Source organism: Psychroserpens sp. (assembly GCF_045105015.1).
Lineage (GTDB): Bacteria > Bacteroidota > Bacteroidia > Flavobacteriales > Flavobacteriaceae > Psychroserpens.
This window is the reverse complement of record NZ_JBGCCX010000055.1, coordinates 1-15,968: the sequence shown is the minus strand read 5'-3', so window position 1 is coordinate 15,968 and position 15,968 is coordinate 1. Positions and strand designations below refer to the sequence as shown.

Below are 15,968 nucleotides of genomic sequence, written 5' to 3'. Positions count from 1 at the left end.
TTTTAATTACTACTTTCGTCATTATTTTTAAACTCAAAATAAAGTCCTCCAATAAGTAATAAACCAAACAATATTGAACTGGCTAAAGCAATTGTGCTGCCCTTTTTAACCACTTTAGGTTCAAATTTAAATTCAATCTGATGTTCTCCTGGTGGTAACTTTAAGCCACGTAACACATAGTTCACACGCTCTATAACGCCTTCTTGTCCATCAATTGTTGCTTTCCATCCGTTTCCATAATACATTTCAGAAAACACAGCAAATCCTTCATTAACGTTTGAAGACTTGTATGTTAAGTGATTCGGCTTGTAATTTTCTAAAGTAATCCTAGATGTTGAATCAACTAAGTATTGTTGCGTTGATAATCTTTCTGAAGTTGTAATTGCTTTAATACTTGTATTTAGACTATCTAATAACTTTATTTCTTCATTAGCAGAATTCACTTTTTCTAAGGTTCTTACGAACCAAGCATTCCCATTTGCATCCTCATTAACGTAAGGAAACACTTGTCCTTGTTCTTCAGCAATAATATATTTAGTATTGAGCATATTCAACACATTCATGTTATTTCTTGCGATATGAAAATCATACAATTCATCAAAACGTTTCAATTTAGCTGCATGATATCCATTTAATGAATTATGAAAATAAGCAGCTTTAGCTGGTGCTCTACTGCCTTCAGAAGATATATCTAAAACTCTAAAATGATCTTTATCCTGAAGAATTTCTTTATCGGCTGCATTAGCCTGGTAAGGTTTATTAACTTTAATAGCAGATACAAAATTATCATTGTTTACATAGCGTCTATCAACACCAACTAAATCAAATAAGATCAAGGCTGCAAATAGGACTACAACGATATTCTCTGAAATCTTTTTTCTTAAGAACATAAATATTGTTCCAGCAGACAGTAACACTAAACTAAGTGTCCGTAAAGTGTCTTGAGTAAAAAAAGTTTTTCGATCTTCTCGCAAAGCATCTACAAAAGCTTCACCATACTGACCATAGGCTTGTCTATAGTAGCCATCGTTAGCACCAACAAAATCAAATGCGCCTTTGAATACTAAAAACGCCAAAGCTAATCCTCCTGTTATAATTGCTGAGAATTTCAATGCCTTCATTTTATCTTCATCCTTTACATATTGATTAAATAGACGCGATAATCCAAAAATTGCAAGTACAGGAATACATAATTCTAATATCACTTGTATTGAGCTTACTGCTCTAAATTTGTTGTAAAGTGGCACATAATCAATAAAGAAATTGGTTATAAACGCAAAAGGTTCACTATCACCATAAGATAAAATAAGTGAAAAAACGCTTCCACCAACAAGCCACCATTTTAATCTGCCTTTTACCATGAATAATGCAAAAACAAACAAAAATAAAATTACTGCACCAACATAAGCAGGAGCCTCAACTATGGTTTGTTCTCCCCAATATGTAGGTGTGTTTTTTGTTTCGTTTAGAGCCTCGATTGGACTAGCTCCAATATTTGAATAAAATTTATACGATGCAGAATCTTTACCAACATCTTCTCCACTACCTCCTCCTAAGAATCTGGGTATATATAAGTTAAACGTTTCTAAAAGTCCGTAACTGTATTCAGTGATATAATCTTTACTCAAGCCAGAAGTAATAACTTTTGATGACCCATCAGGATTTATAGTTAGCTCACTTTGACCACGTGTACTCTCTTTCACATACTCTTGAGTAGCCATGACATTTGTGGCATTTAAAGCTACCGCAAGGATTGCTGCTATAGATAATAATCCAACTGTTTTGAAGAAATGAGTTAGCATCTTTTTCCTGTAAGCATCGATAAGATAAGCGACACCTAATATGATAACCAATAACATAAGGTAATACGTCATTTGGAAATGATTTGCACAAATCTCAAGACCTAATGCTACAGTGGTTAATAAGAAACCAATAATATATTTTTCTCGGAATGCGAGTACAATTCCACTCAATACTAAAGGCATATATGCAATTGCATGTGCTTTACTATTATGACCAACACCAAGTATGATTATAAGATAAGTTGAAAAGCCAAATGCTAAGGCTCCAACTCCAGATAATCGATATTCAACTTTTAATGAAAGTAACAGTATATAAAAACCTAAAAAATAGACAAATAAATAATCTGCTGGCCTTGGTAAAAAACGAAGCGACAAGTCTAATTTCTTAATATAATTATGTGGATATTTAGCACCTAACTGATAGGTAGGCATACCTCCAAAAGCACTGTTTGTCCAATAAGTTTCTTCACCTGTTTTGACTTTAAAATCTTTCTGCTGTTGTGCCATACCAATATAATGCTTGATATCGCTTTGAAAAATTTGTTTTCCTTTTAAAACCGGACTAAAATATGCTAGAGAAACTACCACAAAACCAATTAATATAAATAGGTGTGGTAGGCATTTTTTTAAAGATAATGGCATGAATTCTAATTAATCAATGAAGTCGAAATTTACTCAATTTCTTCGTAATCTACGTACTCACCAACATTTTTATCTGAAGTTTTCTGCCGTTGAGGAACTTTATCTATTACCGTTTCACCTTCCTTTTGACTTGGATTTTGGCATTGTTGTTGCTGTTGGAACTGTTCCCCAAATTTTTGTTCCATCTTTTTAGACATATAACGCATAAGATAAGGCGCAAAAAGTCTCGACAGAATCTTGATTCCATAATATATTAATAGAATGATTAAAATCGTTCTAAAAAACCCAACAAATGATGCTGTTTGTAACATGAAAAGATATTTACACAAATATATAATTATATGTATTTAAAAACAGTTATATATACTTAAAAAAAATATAAAATCTCTATATTTGAATTAAATCAAAAGCCTATGAATTTTCTTAAAGCATTCCTGACATTTCTTCTTGTTTTTTATAGCCAATTTATTTTTGCACAATACACAGAAGTTATTAATTCTAACAGACCAGGAGTTTCTAGAAGTGCTTTTTCAGTAGGAACAAATGTAGCGCAGTTAGAAGTTGGACCATATATAGTTAAAGAAACACACACACCTCTAAACTATGAAGTTTCAGGTTTTGGAGTTGATTTTGCTGCACGTTATGGACTGTTGTTCGAAGAGTTAGAAATCAATATTGAAGGGATTTACCAAAACGATACCAGAACCGATAATAGAGGTCTTGTAGCATTTGAAGATAAACGTTCAAATTTCAAAAGCTTTGCTATTGGAGCAAAATACCTAGTTTACGATCCCTATAAAAATGCTGGAGAAGAGAAACCTAATTTATACAGCTATCACGCTAATAAGACATTTAAATGGAAATCTTTAATTCCTGCTGTAGCAGTATATGCTGGAGCAAATTTTGATTCAAAAGATAATTCTTATTTGCCTCCTGAGATTGAAGGCTTTAGTCCTAAAGTAATGATTGCCACTCAAAATAACTTTTCTGGTGGCTGGGTATTTATTATGAATTTAATAAAAGATAGGATTGGTACTGATTTTTCAGAATTTCAATATATATTAACCCTTACTCACTCTTTCAATCCACAATGGGTGATTTTTGCGGAAACACAAGGGATTGATAGTGAATATTATGCTGATAATTTATTTCGCTTTGGTGGCGCTTATTTGTGGAGTAAAGACTTTCAACTTGATACTGCCTTGACTTTAAATACAAAAGACACACCATCAGTTTTTAGTGTAAATTTCGGACTTTCATATCGTTTAGATTTCCATAAAGACAAAGAAATTGATAACGGAAATTCAAAAAAAGATGCTGATAAGCGAAAGCCAAAAAAGAAAAAGAAGAAAAAAAAGAAAAATGATGATGTTGATTTTGACGACGACGGAAGCCTTTAAGAAAAATTATCTATGATTACGGTTAAAGAAATTTATTCTAAAAGCGAATTAAAACAATTTGTAAAATTCCCTTTCAAACTATACAAAGGTTCAAAAAACTGGGTGCCTCCTATTATTAGTCAGGAGCTACAAACCTTTGACAAAAAAAAGAATCCAATTTTTCAAGATGCAGAAGCACGTTTTTTTCTTGCTTATAAAGATAATGCCATTGTAGGGCGAGTTGCAGCTATTATAAACTGGCTTGAAGTAGATGGACAAAACCAAAAGAAAATGCGCTTTGGTTGGTTTGATTTTATTGATGATTTAGACGTTTCTAAAGCGTTATTAAATGAGGTCGAAAACATAGGAAGAGAAAATAATTTAGAGTATACCGAAGGACCTGTAGGTTTTTCTAATTTAGATAAGGTTGGTATTGTTACTGAAGGATTTGATGGCATTGCTCCTATGGTCACATGGTATAACCATCCTTATTATGTAAAGCACTACGAAGCTTTGAATTACAAACCTGAAAAATCGTATGTAGAAAGTGTATTTCCGTTTGAAAATGTAAAACCAGAATTTTTTGCAAAAGCTCAAGAGTTAATTAAACGCCGTTACAAATTAAAAGCGTTAAAATTTACTAAGACTGAAGAAGTCATGCCTTATGCAGATAAGATGTTTGATTTATTTAATGAAAGTTACGCTTCGCTTTCTTCATTTGTAAAGATTACTGATATCCAAAAAGAATATTTCAAGAAGAAATTCATCAGCTTTATTAATCCTGAATACATCAAATTTGTTGTTGATAAAAACGACGAGCTCATTGGTTTTGCTATCGTTATGCCTTCATTTGCTAAAGCATTACAAAAAGCTAGCGGCAGATTATTTCCTTTCGGTTTCAGGCATATTTTAAAAGCAAAAAAGAATAGCAAGGATGCCATTTTTTACCTTATAGGAATTCATCCTGATTATCAGAATAAAGGTGTTCATGCTGTAATATTTAACGAATATTACGAGATATTTACTGAAAAAGGTATTAAAAACTGCTATAGAACTCCAGAATTAGAGGACAATGAAGCAATTCAAAAAATTTGGAAGCATTTTAATCCAACCGTCTTTAGACGTAGAAAAACGTTTAGAAAAAATCTTTAATTTAAGTTAAAAAGACACATTGATAGTTGCAATTTAATACTTTTGAAATATGTCAATACTCACCAGAACATTATATCTTACACTATTTCTAATAGGATTTTCTCATTTTAGTAGCAATGCACAAGATTTGGCAGTAGTCAAATATAAAGGTGGAGGTGATTGGTATAGTAATCCTACTGCTTTGCCCAATCTAATTAATTACTGTAACGCAAATATTAATACCAAAATAAATCCAAATCCAGAAACAGTTGATATTGGTAGTATTGATATTTTCCAGTTTCCTATGTTGCATATGACTGGTCATGGCAATGTTTTTTTTAGTGACAACGATGCTGAAAATCTTAGAAATTATTTAATCTCTGGAGGTTTTCTTCATATTGATGATAACTACGGAATGGAACCTTATATCAAAAAGGAATTGAAAAAAGTGTTTCCAAATCAAGAACTTATCGAATTACCAGCTTCACACAAAATCTTTAATATAGCATATCCTTTTACTGATGGTTTACCTAAAATACATGAACATGATGGAAAACGACCTCAAGCTCTTGGCATATTTCATGAAAGCAGATTGGTATTGCTTTTTACTTTTGAAAGTGATTTAGGAGACGGCTGGGAAGATCCTGAAGTACATAACGATCCACCAAGTGTAAGAGAAAAAGCATTACAAATGGGAGCTAACATTATCAAATATGCTTTTGAAAACTAAGTTATCTAATGAAAAAGCAAAAATCCATTACTAAATTTTTAGCTGTATTAATCACAGTTTTTTTTACTTTTCAATCTTTACCTGAGATTAACGCACATTCACATTCCACTGGTTTTTCAAATTTCCACAACTATTCAAATACAAGCGGATTTTCATGTTTTTTTATCGGAATTCCAATGCATATGACTTATGAATGTGGAAAAACATTCCATTTATAAAATGCAACTCGACCACTACGCTTCAAAATTTTCAAAACGCACATTTCCTATTACTTTGATTTGTGAAAACGTCACAAACGCACCAAATGTGGGTAGCTTGTTTAGAACAGCCGATGCTTTTGGTGTAGAAAAACTCATTTTATGTGGAGACACTATCCCTCTAGGAAGAAAAATGACAAAAACATCTAGAGCTACTGAAAAATATGTAAACTTTGAGATTAATGATAACGCTTCAGAAGTTATAACAGAACTAAAAAATAAAGGCTATCAAATAATTTCACTAGAAATAACAGATGTAAGCCAACCAATACATAAATTTAAGTTTTCAAAAACGAAACCAATTGCACTTATTATTGGGGATGAAAATTTTGGTGTATCTGAAATGATATTAGATGTATCAGATGTTATTATTCATCTAGAAATGTTTGGTCAAAATAGTAGTATGAATGTTGTTCAGGCAACTTCTGTTGCTTTATATGAAATTACAAAGCAATTCTTGTAAGAGTTTTATATCTTTAAATCATGAATTCAAAAATTATAGCCAACGGCATCCTACGAGCTTTTGCCATATTAATTGGAATTAGCCTTGTGTTATTCTTTTTATATAAGATTCAATCTGTCATAATTTATATTGCTATTGCTGCTGTAATTTCACTTGTTGGGCGACCAATTGTCTTGTTTTTGAGAAAAAGATTGAAATTCAATAATACAATTGCAGTTATTGTTACAATGTTCCTATTTATAGGTTTACTGCTTGGTTTGATTAGACTATTCATCCCTTTGGTGGTAGAACAAGGTCAAAATTTATCACTTCTTGATATAAATGAATTGCAACAAAATGCTGAAAGCCTTTACTCAGAAATCACAACTTATTTTGATTTAAGAAAAGTTGATGTAGAGCAATCTATTAAAGATTCTGGATTGCTCTCAAAACTAGACTATTCAATTATTCCAAACTTTTTAAATTCGTTCATAGGTGGCTTAGGAGAATCTCTTATCGGTTTATTTTCAGTTTTATTTATTTCATTTTTCTTTTTAAAAGACAGTCGACTCTTTGAAAATGGCATCATTACTTTTATTCCTGATTCTAAAGAATCTCGTTGGAAGAATTCTTCTGAAAAAATAAAAGATCTGCTTTCAAGATATTTTGTTGGATTAATTTTTCAAATTTTAATTCTCTTTGTTATTTATACTATTGTTCTTCTAATCTTTGGAATAGATAACGCTATCGTTATTGCTTTTTTGTGTGCTTTACTAAATCTTATTCCTTACGTAGGACCATTAGTGAGTGGTATTCTAATGATCGTTTTGACCATGTCAAGCAACTTAGGTGAAAACTTTAGTGAAGTCATTTTACCTAAAACAACTTATGTGATGATCGGTTTTATTATTGCTCAATTGGTTGATAATTTTTTCAGTCAGCCATTTATATTTTCAAAAAGTGTAAAGTCCCATCCACTTGAAATATTTTTAGTCATCATTATCGCAGGATTATTATTCGGAATCATAGGAATGATTGTAGCTGTTCCTACTTATACTGCAATTAAGGTGATTCTGAAAGAGTTTCTTTCAGAAAATAAAGTTGTTAAAAGTCTAACTAAAGATATTTAATTTCTTTGAATGTAAATATCATACATAAAGAGGTTCAAGCATATATTAAGTTGCATTTGAATGATGATATAACAAAATTATTACTCCAAGGCAAATGCATTAATAATGTCAACTCAAAAGCTCTAGTAGAACAAATTGAAGCCAAACGAAAAAGTAAAAGTAAACTACCCACATGGTTTAATACAAAAGGTATTTATTTCCCTAACAAAGTAAATATTGAGCAAACATCTTCTGAAATTACAGCTGAGTATAAGTCTGAATTGATTTCTGGAAATCAGATAATAGATATAACAGGCGGATTTGGTATTGATTGTCATTATTTTTCAAAACGATTCTCAAAGGTGATACATTGTGAAATTAATAGCGAACTTTCACAAATAGTGGCCCATAACTCAGAATTATTGGAGACACATAATATTGATACCATCCATACCAACGGAATTGAGTATTTGAAATTTAGCACTGATATTTTTGATTGGATATATATAGATCCATCACGACGACATGACGAAAAAGGTAAAGTATTTTTTCTTCAAGATTGTTTGCCTAACGTCCCTGATAATCTAGATTTATTATTTTCTAAAACAGATCAGATCATGATAAAAACAGCTCCTCTTTTAGATATTTCAATTGGATTAAAAGAATTAAAACACGTAGAATCAATACACATTATTTCTGTAAAAAATGAAGTAAAAGAGTTATTGTGGATTTTAAAAAAAAGATATGATGATGTTGTCAATATTCATGCTATAAATCTGAATCAAAACTTTAAAGAAAAAAATAAATTTACTTTTGATCTTAATGAAGAGCAAGAATCTAAACCAACCTTTAGCAAACCTCTTTCCTACTTATATGAACCAAATGTAGCCATATATAAAGCTGGTGCCTTTAAACTTGTATCCTCAAAACTAAGAGTCGACAAATTACATAGCAACAGCCATTTATACACCTCTAAACAACTTATAACATTCCCAGGAAGACGATTTAAAATAGACAAAGTCATCCGTTACAATAAGAAACTCATAAAAAAAGAGTCACTTAAAAAGGCAAATATTACAGTTAGAAACTTTCCTGAAACAGTACAACAAATTCGAAATAAAACTGGCATTAAAGAAGGAGGCCAAAATTACCTTTTCTTTACTACGAATCTTACAGATGAAAAAATTGTTGTCTTTTGTTCTAAAGTTGATTAGGTACGTCTGTATCTAACTGATTGTTCATATCAATTTCAACTTCATAAATCATACAGTTTCCCATATCGATTTTTATTTCTTTCGTAGAAGTTGAAGTACTAACAACAAATGTAGTCATACCATCAGGAAAAGTTAAATCTGAAGAAACATCTCCTGCAGGAACTCCGTAAGCATGTGTCATTAAAAGTCCGAATTGATCAAATACTTCAAGATTTGCTGGCACTAAACTATTATTAGTCAGAATAGCCTTTGGATCTTGATTAGCACATTGAATAGCAGGTGCGTCAGAATTCGTTACTTCTTGAGATAATAATTCATTGTTTTGTACTGTATCAGCTGAATCAACTGTACAGTTATAACATGTAGACATTACAATTGCAAAAGCAATTGTCTTAAGTAGGTTTTTCATTGGTTTGGGGTTTAATGAAAATTATAATGCAAATGTAGATTAAAAAAAGACATAAACAAAAGAAATCATCGATAAAATGTATTTTTTGTTCGACAAAGCGCAGCTGGTTACATAATTCATCATTAGCACATACACCTGATATTATCAAAAACAAAAAAGACTTAACAATAATGTTAAGTCTTTTTGTGAGCCCTGAAGGATTCGAACCTTCGACCGCCTCCTTAGAAGGGAGGTGCTCTATCCAGCTGAGCTAAGAGCCCTTAACTCTAATTTTGTCGGAGTGGCAGGATTCGAACCTGCGACCTCCGCGTCCCAAACGCGGCGCGATAACCGGGCTACGCTACACTCCGATGGTTATCTTAAATAAATTTCTAATGAAATTAGCGGAGAGACAGGGATTCGAACCCTGGGTACCTATTTCTAGGTACGACGATTTAGCAAACCGCTCCTTTCGGCCACTCAGGCACCTCTCCTTTTGTATATGAACTTTGCAATAAATTGCGGATGCAAATGTAACTTATCATTACAAAGAACGCAACTATTTTTTTAAGTTTTTTATCAAAAATTTATTCTGGGTATTCTATTCTAAGATGGAATATGTTGGCTAACTTGGTTTTAAGTACTTTCTTAATAGATTGTATTTCTTTAAATGTAATATTTGCATTTAAAAATTGTCCATCATCCATTTGCTTTGCTATTATCGATTCAACAAACTTATCAATTTTAGTTGATGAAGGCTCTTTTAAACTTTTAGAAGCTGCCTCTACACTATCACACATCATAAGTATAGCCGTTTCTTTACTGTAAGGTCTTGGTCCAGGATACCTGAAATCGTCTTCATTAACGCCATCTCCAAGTTCCTTTTCCTTCATATAAAAATAATACACCATACTTGTACCATGATGAGTTCTAATGAAATCAATCACACGATCTGGCAAATTGTTCTTTTTGGCAATTTCTATACCATCTATAACATGATCTATGATTATTTTTGCACTTTCTTTAGAAGATAATTCATCATGAGGATTAATACCTGTAGCTTGGTTTTCTGTAAAATATGTAGGAGACTTCATCTTACCAATATCATGATATAGAGCCCCAACTCTAACTAGCATAGCATTTGCTCCAATTTCATTAGCTGAAGCTTCAGCTAAGTTTGCTACATTTAATGAATGATGAAAAGTGCCTGGAGCTTTATTAGATAATTCTTTCAAGAGTTTCGTATTAGTGTCCGAAAGTTCTAATAGCGACACATCAGAAACTAAACCAAACAGTTTTTCATATATGTAAATCAACGGTTGAACAAAGAGTGTTGCCAATCCACACAAAATAAAAAGTCCGAAAGTTTCTAACTTAAGGTTTGTAATATTTCCTTCGTGAATTACAAAAAAAGCAAAATAAGCAATGATATAAATTAATGTAATTTGACCAACAGAAATAAATAGATTTGCTCTTTTATATAATTCAGAAACCGTTAGTATCGTAACTATTCCAGCAATAATTTGAAGGAACATATACTCATAACTATTTGGCACTATAAACCCTAGTAGCAATACTGTAAGTACATGAGCAAACAAACCGAGTCTAGCATCAAAAAAAGCCTTTAAAACCAAGGGTAAAATACACAATGGAATCACATAAACTTGTTTAGAATTATAATTAATAATTAAAGTTGTCAATAAAATCATCAATAAAATATTGAAGAAAATAAAGGTTACTTTGGTGTTATCTAAAAACACATCAATTCTATACTTTCGTAAAAAAAGTAACAACATTAAGAGCGCTAGCGCTACTAATAAGGCATAAGCGAATATCACTAAATTATAATTAGAAGCATTCCAAACTTGAGATTCATATTCGGCCTCTAATGATTTCAATACATCATATTTATTGCCTTCAACTATTTCTCCTTTGGAAATAATTAAAGTTTCCTTTTCAATGCTACCTCTGACTTCAGAAATACTATTTAATTCCTCTTGTAGGGCATTTTCGGTAAGTGAGTTATTTAAAGAAATATTTGAAGAAACAATATCAAAAAACAATGAAATAAAGGTAGTCTCATAAGCACTTAACTCATTGTAAGTAAGAGCATCTTCGAGAATTGTTCGAAATTCGTCAATCTCTGTGAGCTGACCATAATTAGTTGTGGCGATTTGTTTTTGATTTTCAACTAAAATTATAGTCTTATCATCTAAATACTTATAATTTTCGTCAAGTACACCAAATTCATATAATGTTTCAAGAGCCGATTTACCTACTCTAAACAACACTTTCTTTTTTGGAATTGTATCCGAAAATGTTTCTTCAAACTGAATCTTATAATTTGTTAACACTTCAGTCTGAACTTTTGTATCAATATCAAAATAAATAGGACTTATTTCCTTTATGGCTTTCTCTTCATTTTGAATTTCATCTAAAGACTTTTTGATAGCAAAATCGAAAGGCGCGTATAAATTTTCAGATTGCCAAGGTTTTCCTTTATCAAAGTTATATTTAAACTTTCCACTTTTGGGAAATAGGTACACAATTAAAATGGTAGTACTCAAAAATAAAAGCACTTTATATAAAAGCGAATGATTTTTATACCATTTATTAATTAAGTCTTCCATATTGTGTATTAAGGAGTTACAAATACCATCATGTAATTGAATATTTGCATGTGTTTGTATTCATTCAAAAGTAATAAAATATAATAGATTAAACTTTTGATGTTATTAATTTGATAGCAAAAAATCTATTAAAATTGATTAATTTTACATCAAATAATTCAAAAGGTATAGAAATGAGTAAAGACGTCGTAATTGTTTCAGCAGCAAGAACTCCTATAGGAAGTTTTCTTGGAGCCCTTTCAACAGTTCCAGCACCAAAGCTTGGAGCTACTGCTATAAGAGGTGCTTTAGATAAAATAAACTTAAAACCAGAAATGATACAAGAAGTATTAATGGGCAATGTTGTTCAGGCTGGTACTGGTCAAGCTCCAGCTAGACAAGCTGCAATTTATGCTGGCATACCTGATACTGTTCCTTGTACAACAATAAATAAAGTTTGCGCTTCAGGGATGAAAGCTGTGATGCAAGCTACCCAATCGATTGCGTTAGGTGATGCAGATATTATTGTTGCTGGTGGAATGGAAAACATGAGTCTTATTCCGCATTATTATCATGCAAGAAGTGCGACCAAATTTGGTCCAGCTACTATGGAAGATGGTATGCAAAAAGATGGATTAGTTGATGCTTATGATAAAAACGCCATGGGAGTTTGTGCTGACGCTTGTGCAACAGAATATAATTTCTCTCGTGAAGATCAAGACGCATTTGCTATTCAGTCTTATAACCGTTCAGCTGCAGCTTGGGAAGCAGGAAAGTTTGACAATGAAGTTGTTCCTGTAGAAGTTCCACAACGTCGTGGTGATGCTATAGTTGTTGCTAAAGATGAAGAATATAGTAATGTTAGAATGGAAAAGATACCTGCATTACGTCCAGCTTTTACAAAAGACGGAACGGTAACTGCCGCAAACGCATCTACAATAAATGATGGTGCTGGTGCAGTGGTATTAATGAGTAGAGAAAAAGCAGATGAACTAGGTTTAAAACCCCTAGCTACTATAAAGAGTTATGCAGATGCTGCACATGAACCAAAATGGTTTACAACTGCTCCTGCAAAAGCTCTACCTAAGGCTCTTGACAAAGCTGGTGTTTCTATTGATGATGTAGATTATTTTGAATTTAATGAAGCCTTTTCAGTTGTTGGTCTTGCAAATATGAAAATCCTTGGACTTGATGACAGCAATGTAAACATTAATGGTGGAGCAGTATCATTAGGACATCCTCTTGGTTGTTCTGGTGTAAGAATTTTAATTACACTTCTTAATGTACTTGATCAAAACAATGCCAAAATTGGTGCTGCAGCTATTTGTAATGGTGGTGGTGGTGCTTCAGCAGTAGTTTTAGAACGCAATTAATCTATTTGAATGCAATACGGAATTTGTAATTTAAGCATAGTTCCTCTTAGAGTTGAACCCAGTGACACTTGTGAGTTAGTCTCACAAGTATTATATGGTGAAATTTTCAAAGTCTTAGAGCAACGTAAATCTTGGAGCAGAATTCGTTTAGCATTCGATAAGTATGAAGGTTGGATTGATAATAAACAATATTTAGAAATTACAGAAGACGATTATAAGTCTATAAAAAACGAAAACCACATACTTTCAAGTGATTTAGTTGAATATATTGAAGACGAACATCAACAATTATCTACAATTCCACTAGGAGCTTCTTTGAATGGATTAGAATTATTAAAGCAAAGCTTTGATGGAAATAAGACCTCTGTAAAACAGCCAAAACAAAACCTGATAAAGACAGCTTTTATGTATTTAAATGCACCTTATCTTTGGGGAGGAAAAACACCTTTTGGTATTGATTGTTCTGGTTTTACGCAAATGGTATACAAACTGAATGGTTATAGTTTACTAAGGGATGCATCTCAACAAGCAACACAAGGAATAGCACTAAGTTTTATTGAAGAAAGTGAACCTGGAGATTTAGCCTTTTTTGACAATAGTGAAGGACAGATTATTCATGTTGGTATCATTATGGAAAATAATTATATCATTCATGCTCATGGCAAGGTAAGAATAGATCGCTTAGACCATTCAGGTATTTATAACGTTGACAAAAAAAGTCACACTCATAAACTTAGAGTAATAAAAAAAATTATATAAAAAAAAGCTACTCAAATTGAGTAGCTTTTTTTTAAGATAAGTGACTAAAACTATTCTTTAATCATGTCTTTATATTTCTTGGCTTTGTCAGTTTCTCCAACTGCTAAATAAATATTATTTAATTGTTGAAAAACGCTATTACTTACTTTAGGATTAGCATTTAGAAATTCAATTAGAATATCTGCACCTTTCTTAAACAATTCAACTTTTTTTTCTTTGAGTTCGTCATATCTATTAAAATCAGCATCAGAGGTACCCAAACTGTTCATTTCCTCAACAAGACTATTTCCTTCTTCTATATATGTTGTAGAGATATTAAGTGCTGCATCTTGCATGGTTCCGTCTAACTCTAAAGCTTTATTAAAAGATTCTCTAGCAGTCATATACTCACCTTCTTTCATCGTCATAACGCCTATGTTATAATGAAGTACTGCATTATTAGGATCTTTTAATTTAGCCTCTTCCATCAAACTCTTAAACTTATCATTGTTTCCTAGTTTTAATTCAATGTTTGCTTCAGAAATAATAAGCGAAACATCATCTGGATTTTCAGCTCTAGCTTCTTTAATTGCTGCTGTAGCTTTTTCATCTTCTCCTTTATTGATATAAATGAGTGCTATATTTTTTATAATCTCACCAGACTTTGATTCTTTTTTGAAAGATCTCGGAGCAATATGAGTGCCACCACGAACTGATAAATCCATAATAGACTTGCTATCAAAAGGCTCAGACTCACCTGTTTCTTTATTTGTTGCAGTGTATCCCATTTCAATGCCTGTATATCCTAAATCTCGAAGCTCCTCGTAATATTTTAAAGATGTATCAAAATCTTGAGCTGTTACTGCAGTAGATGCTGCATAATACAAATACAAGGTGTCTGTTGATGACATACGATACGCTTTTTCAAATCCAGCTGAAGATGCCATGTAACGCTTTTCTTTTAAAGCTGTTTGGGCTTTAGTTAAAAAATTAGAAAGCATTTGCTTCTTCAATTCAGCTATAGTAGAAGAATACTTTACTTTACCCATTTTAGTTTCAATATCTTTTACCATATTGAAACTTTCAATAGCAGCATCTGTATCTTCATTAGTACCTGCACCATTAGCATAGAGTGCTTGACCTTTTAAAAAATAAAATTTAGCTTTTGTCTTATCATCTGCTGAACCAATAAGAGATTCTGCAGATTGAATTGCTGATTTAGCATCAGCAAAATTACTGTTTTTAATTGCTTTTTCTGCAGCTTTAAGTTCGTCTTTCTGAGAAAATGAAATAGTACTTACTAAAAGTGCTAAAGCAACTATTATTTGTTTTTTCATTGTTACTTAGTTTTGTTTAATGTTAATCGTTTTGTTTTTCTTCATTGTTATCAAGAGTTGTGCCATCATCACTAATGCCTTCATTGTCAGTCATATTCACATCTAACTCTTCTTCCTCGTCATCCTTCATCACCTTAGCAACAGCTGCAATAGAGTCACTTCCTTTAAGGTTAATTAATTTTACTCCTTGAGTTGCACGTCCCATGACTCTTAAATCATTTACTGCCATTCGGATAGCAATACCTGATTTATTAATAATCATTAAGTCGTCTTCATCTGTTACTGTTTTAATAGCAACCAGATGTCCAGTTTTGTCAGTAATCGAAATGGTTTTAACTCCTTTCCCTCCTCTATTAGTAATTCTGTAAACTGCTTCACCATCTTCTGGATCATCAATATACGTACGTTTCCCGTACCCTTTTTCTGAAACCACTAGAACTGATTCCTCTTGTGGATTTTCAACAGTTACCATTCCTACAACTTCATCTTTGTCGTGAGCTAATCTAATTCCTCTTACTCCTGAAGCATTTCTACCCATAGGTCTTGTCTTAGCTTCTTCAAATCGAATCGCTTTACCAGACCTAAGCGCTAACATTACTTGACTATTACCAGTTGTTAATTTTGCTTCCAGTAATTCATCGTCTTCTTTAATTGTTATGGCATTGATACCATTTGTTCTCGGACGAGAATATTGTTCTAAAGATGTTTTCTTAACCTGACCATTTTTAGTAGCCATAATTACATAATGACTATTAATATAATCTTCATCTTTCAAATCTTGAGTACAGATAAAAGCCATCACTTTATCATCTTGTTC

At 32.0% G+C, this 15,968-nt stretch carries 15 protein-coding genes and 3 tRNA genes; 9 read left to right on the top strand and 9 right to left on the bottom strand.

Annotation, left to right across the window (positions count from 1 at the left end; translation table 11 throughout):
- Nucleotides 1-2: 2 nt before the first annotated feature.
- Both AB8B90_RS04640 and AB8B90_RS04635 read right to left on the bottom strand, forming a co-directional pair.
- Nucleotides 3-2,444, bottom strand: a complete 2,442-nt coding sequence (locus AB8B90_RS04640) for a YfhO family protein (protein ID WP_405334134.1) — start codon at nucleotides 2,442-2,444, stop codon at nucleotides 3-5.
- Between the two features lie 29 nt (nucleotides 2,445-2,473).
- Nucleotides 2,474-2,755, bottom strand: a complete 282-nt coding sequence (locus AB8B90_RS04635; protein WP_405334132.1) for a DUF4834 family protein — start codon at nucleotides 2,753-2,755, stop codon at nucleotides 2,474-2,476.
- A gap of 102 nt (nucleotides 2,756-2,857) precedes the next feature.
- Here AB8B90_RS04635 and AB8B90_RS04630 point away from each other — a divergent pair, with 102 nt between their 5' ends.
- The 7 genes from AB8B90_RS04630 to AB8B90_RS04600 are packed head-to-tail and all read left to right on the top strand — an operon-like array spanning nucleotide 2,858 to nucleotide 8,706.
- Nucleotides 2,858-3,844, top strand: coding sequence for a transporter (locus AB8B90_RS04630; protein ID WP_405334130.1), 987 nt, complete (start codon nucleotides 2,858-2,860; stop codon nucleotides 3,842-3,844).
- Nucleotides 3,845-3,856: 12 nt separating this feature from the next.
- Nucleotides 3,857-4,975 carry a GTP cyclohydrolase gene (locus AB8B90_RS04625; RefSeq protein WP_405334128.1) on the top strand — a complete coding sequence of 373 codons (1,119 nt, stop codon included), beginning with the start codon at nucleotides 3,857-3,859 and terminating at the stop codon, nucleotides 4,973-4,975.
- Between the two features lie 49 nt (nucleotides 4,976-5,024).
- The gene (locus AB8B90_RS04620) at nucleotides 5,025-5,684 is read left to right on the top strand and encodes a DUF4159 domain-containing protein (RefSeq protein ID WP_405334127.1); all 660 of its coding nucleotides are present in this window, start codon (nucleotides 5,025-5,027) and stop codon (nucleotides 5,682-5,684) included.
- Between the two features lie 8 nt (nucleotides 5,685-5,692).
- Nucleotides 5,693-5,902: a hypothetical protein gene (locus tag AB8B90_RS04615; protein WP_405334125.1), complete on the top strand. Its 210-nt coding sequence runs from the start codon at nucleotides 5,693-5,695 to the stop codon at nucleotides 5,900-5,902.
- A 1-nt stretch (nucleotide 5,903) separates the two neighbouring features.
- Complete coding sequence (locus AB8B90_RS04610; RefSeq protein ID WP_405334123.1) at nucleotides 5,904-6,404, top strand: TrmH family RNA methyltransferase; 501 nt, start codon at nucleotides 5,904-5,906, stop codon at nucleotides 6,402-6,404.
- Between the two features lie 20 nt (nucleotides 6,405-6,424).
- Nucleotides 6,425-7,513, top strand: coding sequence for an AI-2E family transporter (locus AB8B90_RS04605; RefSeq protein WP_405334121.1), 1,089 nt, complete (start codon nucleotides 6,425-6,427; stop codon nucleotides 7,511-7,513).
- Between the two features lie 5 nt (nucleotides 7,514-7,518).
- A complete protein-coding gene (locus AB8B90_RS04600) occupies nucleotides 7,519-8,706 on the top strand; it encodes a THUMP-like domain-containing protein (protein WP_405334119.1) in 1,188 nt (395 codons plus the stop codon).
- Here AB8B90_RS04600 and AB8B90_RS04595 read toward each other — a convergent pair.
- The 5 genes from AB8B90_RS04595 to AB8B90_RS04575 all read right to left on the bottom strand — a co-directional run bounded on the left by AB8B90_RS04595 (nucleotide 8,693) and on the right by AB8B90_RS04575 (nucleotide 11,724).
- Nucleotides 8,693-9,115, bottom strand: a complete 423-nt coding sequence (locus AB8B90_RS04595; RefSeq protein WP_405334117.1) for a hypothetical protein — start codon at nucleotides 9,113-9,115, stop codon at nucleotides 8,693-8,695. The two genes, AB8B90_RS04600 and AB8B90_RS04595, sit on opposite strands and share 14 nt — an antisense overlap.
- Nucleotides 9,116-9,301: 186 nt before the next feature.
- A tRNA-Arg gene (locus AB8B90_RS04590) sits at nucleotides 9,302-9,375 on the bottom strand.
- A gap of 15 nt (nucleotides 9,376-9,390) precedes the next feature.
- Nucleotides 9,391-9,465: transfer RNA gene (locus AB8B90_RS04585), tRNA-Pro, on the bottom strand.
- A 34-nt stretch (nucleotides 9,466-9,499) separates the two neighbouring features.
- Nucleotides 9,500-9,588 (bottom strand) — tRNA-Ser (locus AB8B90_RS04580).
- A gap of 93 nt (nucleotides 9,589-9,681) precedes the next feature.
- Nucleotides 9,682-11,724 carry an HD family phosphohydrolase gene (locus AB8B90_RS04575; protein WP_405334115.1) on the bottom strand — a complete coding sequence of 681 codons (2,043 nt, stop codon included), beginning with the start codon at nucleotides 11,722-11,724 and terminating at the stop codon, nucleotides 9,682-9,684.
- A 173-nt stretch (nucleotides 11,725-11,897) separates the two neighbouring features.
- Here AB8B90_RS04575 and AB8B90_RS04570 point away from each other — a divergent pair, with 173 nt between their 5' ends.
- Both AB8B90_RS04570 and AB8B90_RS04565 read left to right on the top strand, forming a co-directional pair.
- A complete protein-coding gene (locus tag AB8B90_RS04570; RefSeq protein WP_405334113.1) occupies nucleotides 11,898-13,076 on the top strand; it encodes an acetyl-CoA C-acyltransferase in 1,179 nt (392 codons plus the stop codon).
- Nucleotides 13,077-13,085: 9 nt separating this feature from the next.
- The gene (locus AB8B90_RS04565; protein ID WP_405334111.1) at nucleotides 13,086-13,835 is read left to right on the top strand and encodes an NlpC/P60 family protein; all 750 of its coding nucleotides are present in this window, start codon (nucleotides 13,086-13,088) and stop codon (nucleotides 13,833-13,835) included.
- Nucleotides 13,836-13,885: 50 nt separating this feature from the next.
- Here AB8B90_RS04565 and AB8B90_RS04560 read toward each other — a convergent pair whose 3' ends face one another.
- Nucleotides 13,886-15,151: a tetratricopeptide repeat protein gene (locus AB8B90_RS04560; protein WP_405334109.1), complete on the bottom strand. Its 1,266-nt coding sequence runs from the start codon at nucleotides 15,149-15,151 to the stop codon at nucleotides 13,886-13,888.
- A gap of 22 nt (nucleotides 15,152-15,173) precedes the next feature.
- Nucleotides 15,174-15,968: DNA gyrase C-terminal beta-propeller domain-containing protein (locus AB8B90_RS04555; RefSeq protein WP_405334106.1), on the bottom strand; the 795-nt coding region annotated here is incomplete at its 5' end.

What these genes read in the sequence shown, in the direction of transcription:
- AB8B90_RS04640 (WP_405334134.1), bottom strand. Translation starts at nt 2,444, where the DNA reads ATGCCATTATCTTTAAAAAAATGCCTACCACACCTATTTATATTAATT.
- AB8B90_RS04635 (WP_405334132.1), bottom strand. Translation starts at nt 2,755, where the DNA reads ATGTTACAAACAGCATCATTTGTTGGGTTTTTTAGAACGATTTTAATC.
- AB8B90_RS04630 (WP_405334130.1), top strand. Translation starts at nt 2,858, where the DNA reads ATGAATTTTCTTAAAGCATTCCTGACATTTCTTCTTGTTTTTTATAGC.
- AB8B90_RS04625 (WP_405334128.1), top strand. Translation starts at nt 3,857, where the DNA reads ATGATTACGGTTAAAGAAATTTATTCTAAAAGCGAATTAAAACAATTT.
- AB8B90_RS04620 (WP_405334127.1), top strand. Translation starts at nt 5,025, where the DNA reads ATGTCAATACTCACCAGAACATTATATCTTACACTATTTCTAATAGGA.
- AB8B90_RS04615 (WP_405334125.1), top strand. Translation starts at nt 5,693, where the DNA reads ATGAAAAAGCAAAAATCCATTACTAAATTTTTAGCTGTATTAATCACA.
- AB8B90_RS04610 (WP_405334123.1), top strand. Translation starts at nt 5,904, where the DNA reads ATGCAACTCGACCACTACGCTTCAAAATTTTCAAAACGCACATTTCCT.
- AB8B90_RS04605 (WP_405334121.1), top strand. Translation starts at nt 6,425, where the DNA reads ATGAATTCAAAAATTATAGCCAACGGCATCCTACGAGCTTTTGCCATA.
- AB8B90_RS04595 (WP_405334117.1), bottom strand. Translation starts at nt 9,115, where the DNA reads ATGAAAAACCTACTTAAGACAATTGCTTTTGCAATTGTAATGTCTACA.
- AB8B90_RS04575 (WP_405334115.1), bottom strand. Translation starts at nt 11,724, where the DNA reads ATGGAAGACTTAATTAATAAATGGTATAAAAATCATTCGCTTTTATAT.
- AB8B90_RS04570 (WP_405334113.1), top strand. Translation starts at nt 11,898, where the DNA reads ATGAGTAAAGACGTCGTAATTGTTTCAGCAGCAAGAACTCCTATAGGA.
- AB8B90_RS04565 (WP_405334111.1), top strand. Translation starts at nt 13,086, where the DNA reads ATGCAATACGGAATTTGTAATTTAAGCATAGTTCCTCTTAGAGTTGAA.
- AB8B90_RS04560 (WP_405334109.1), bottom strand. Translation starts at nt 15,151, where the DNA reads ATGAAAAAACAAATAATAGTTGCTTTAGCACTTTTAGTAAGTACTATT.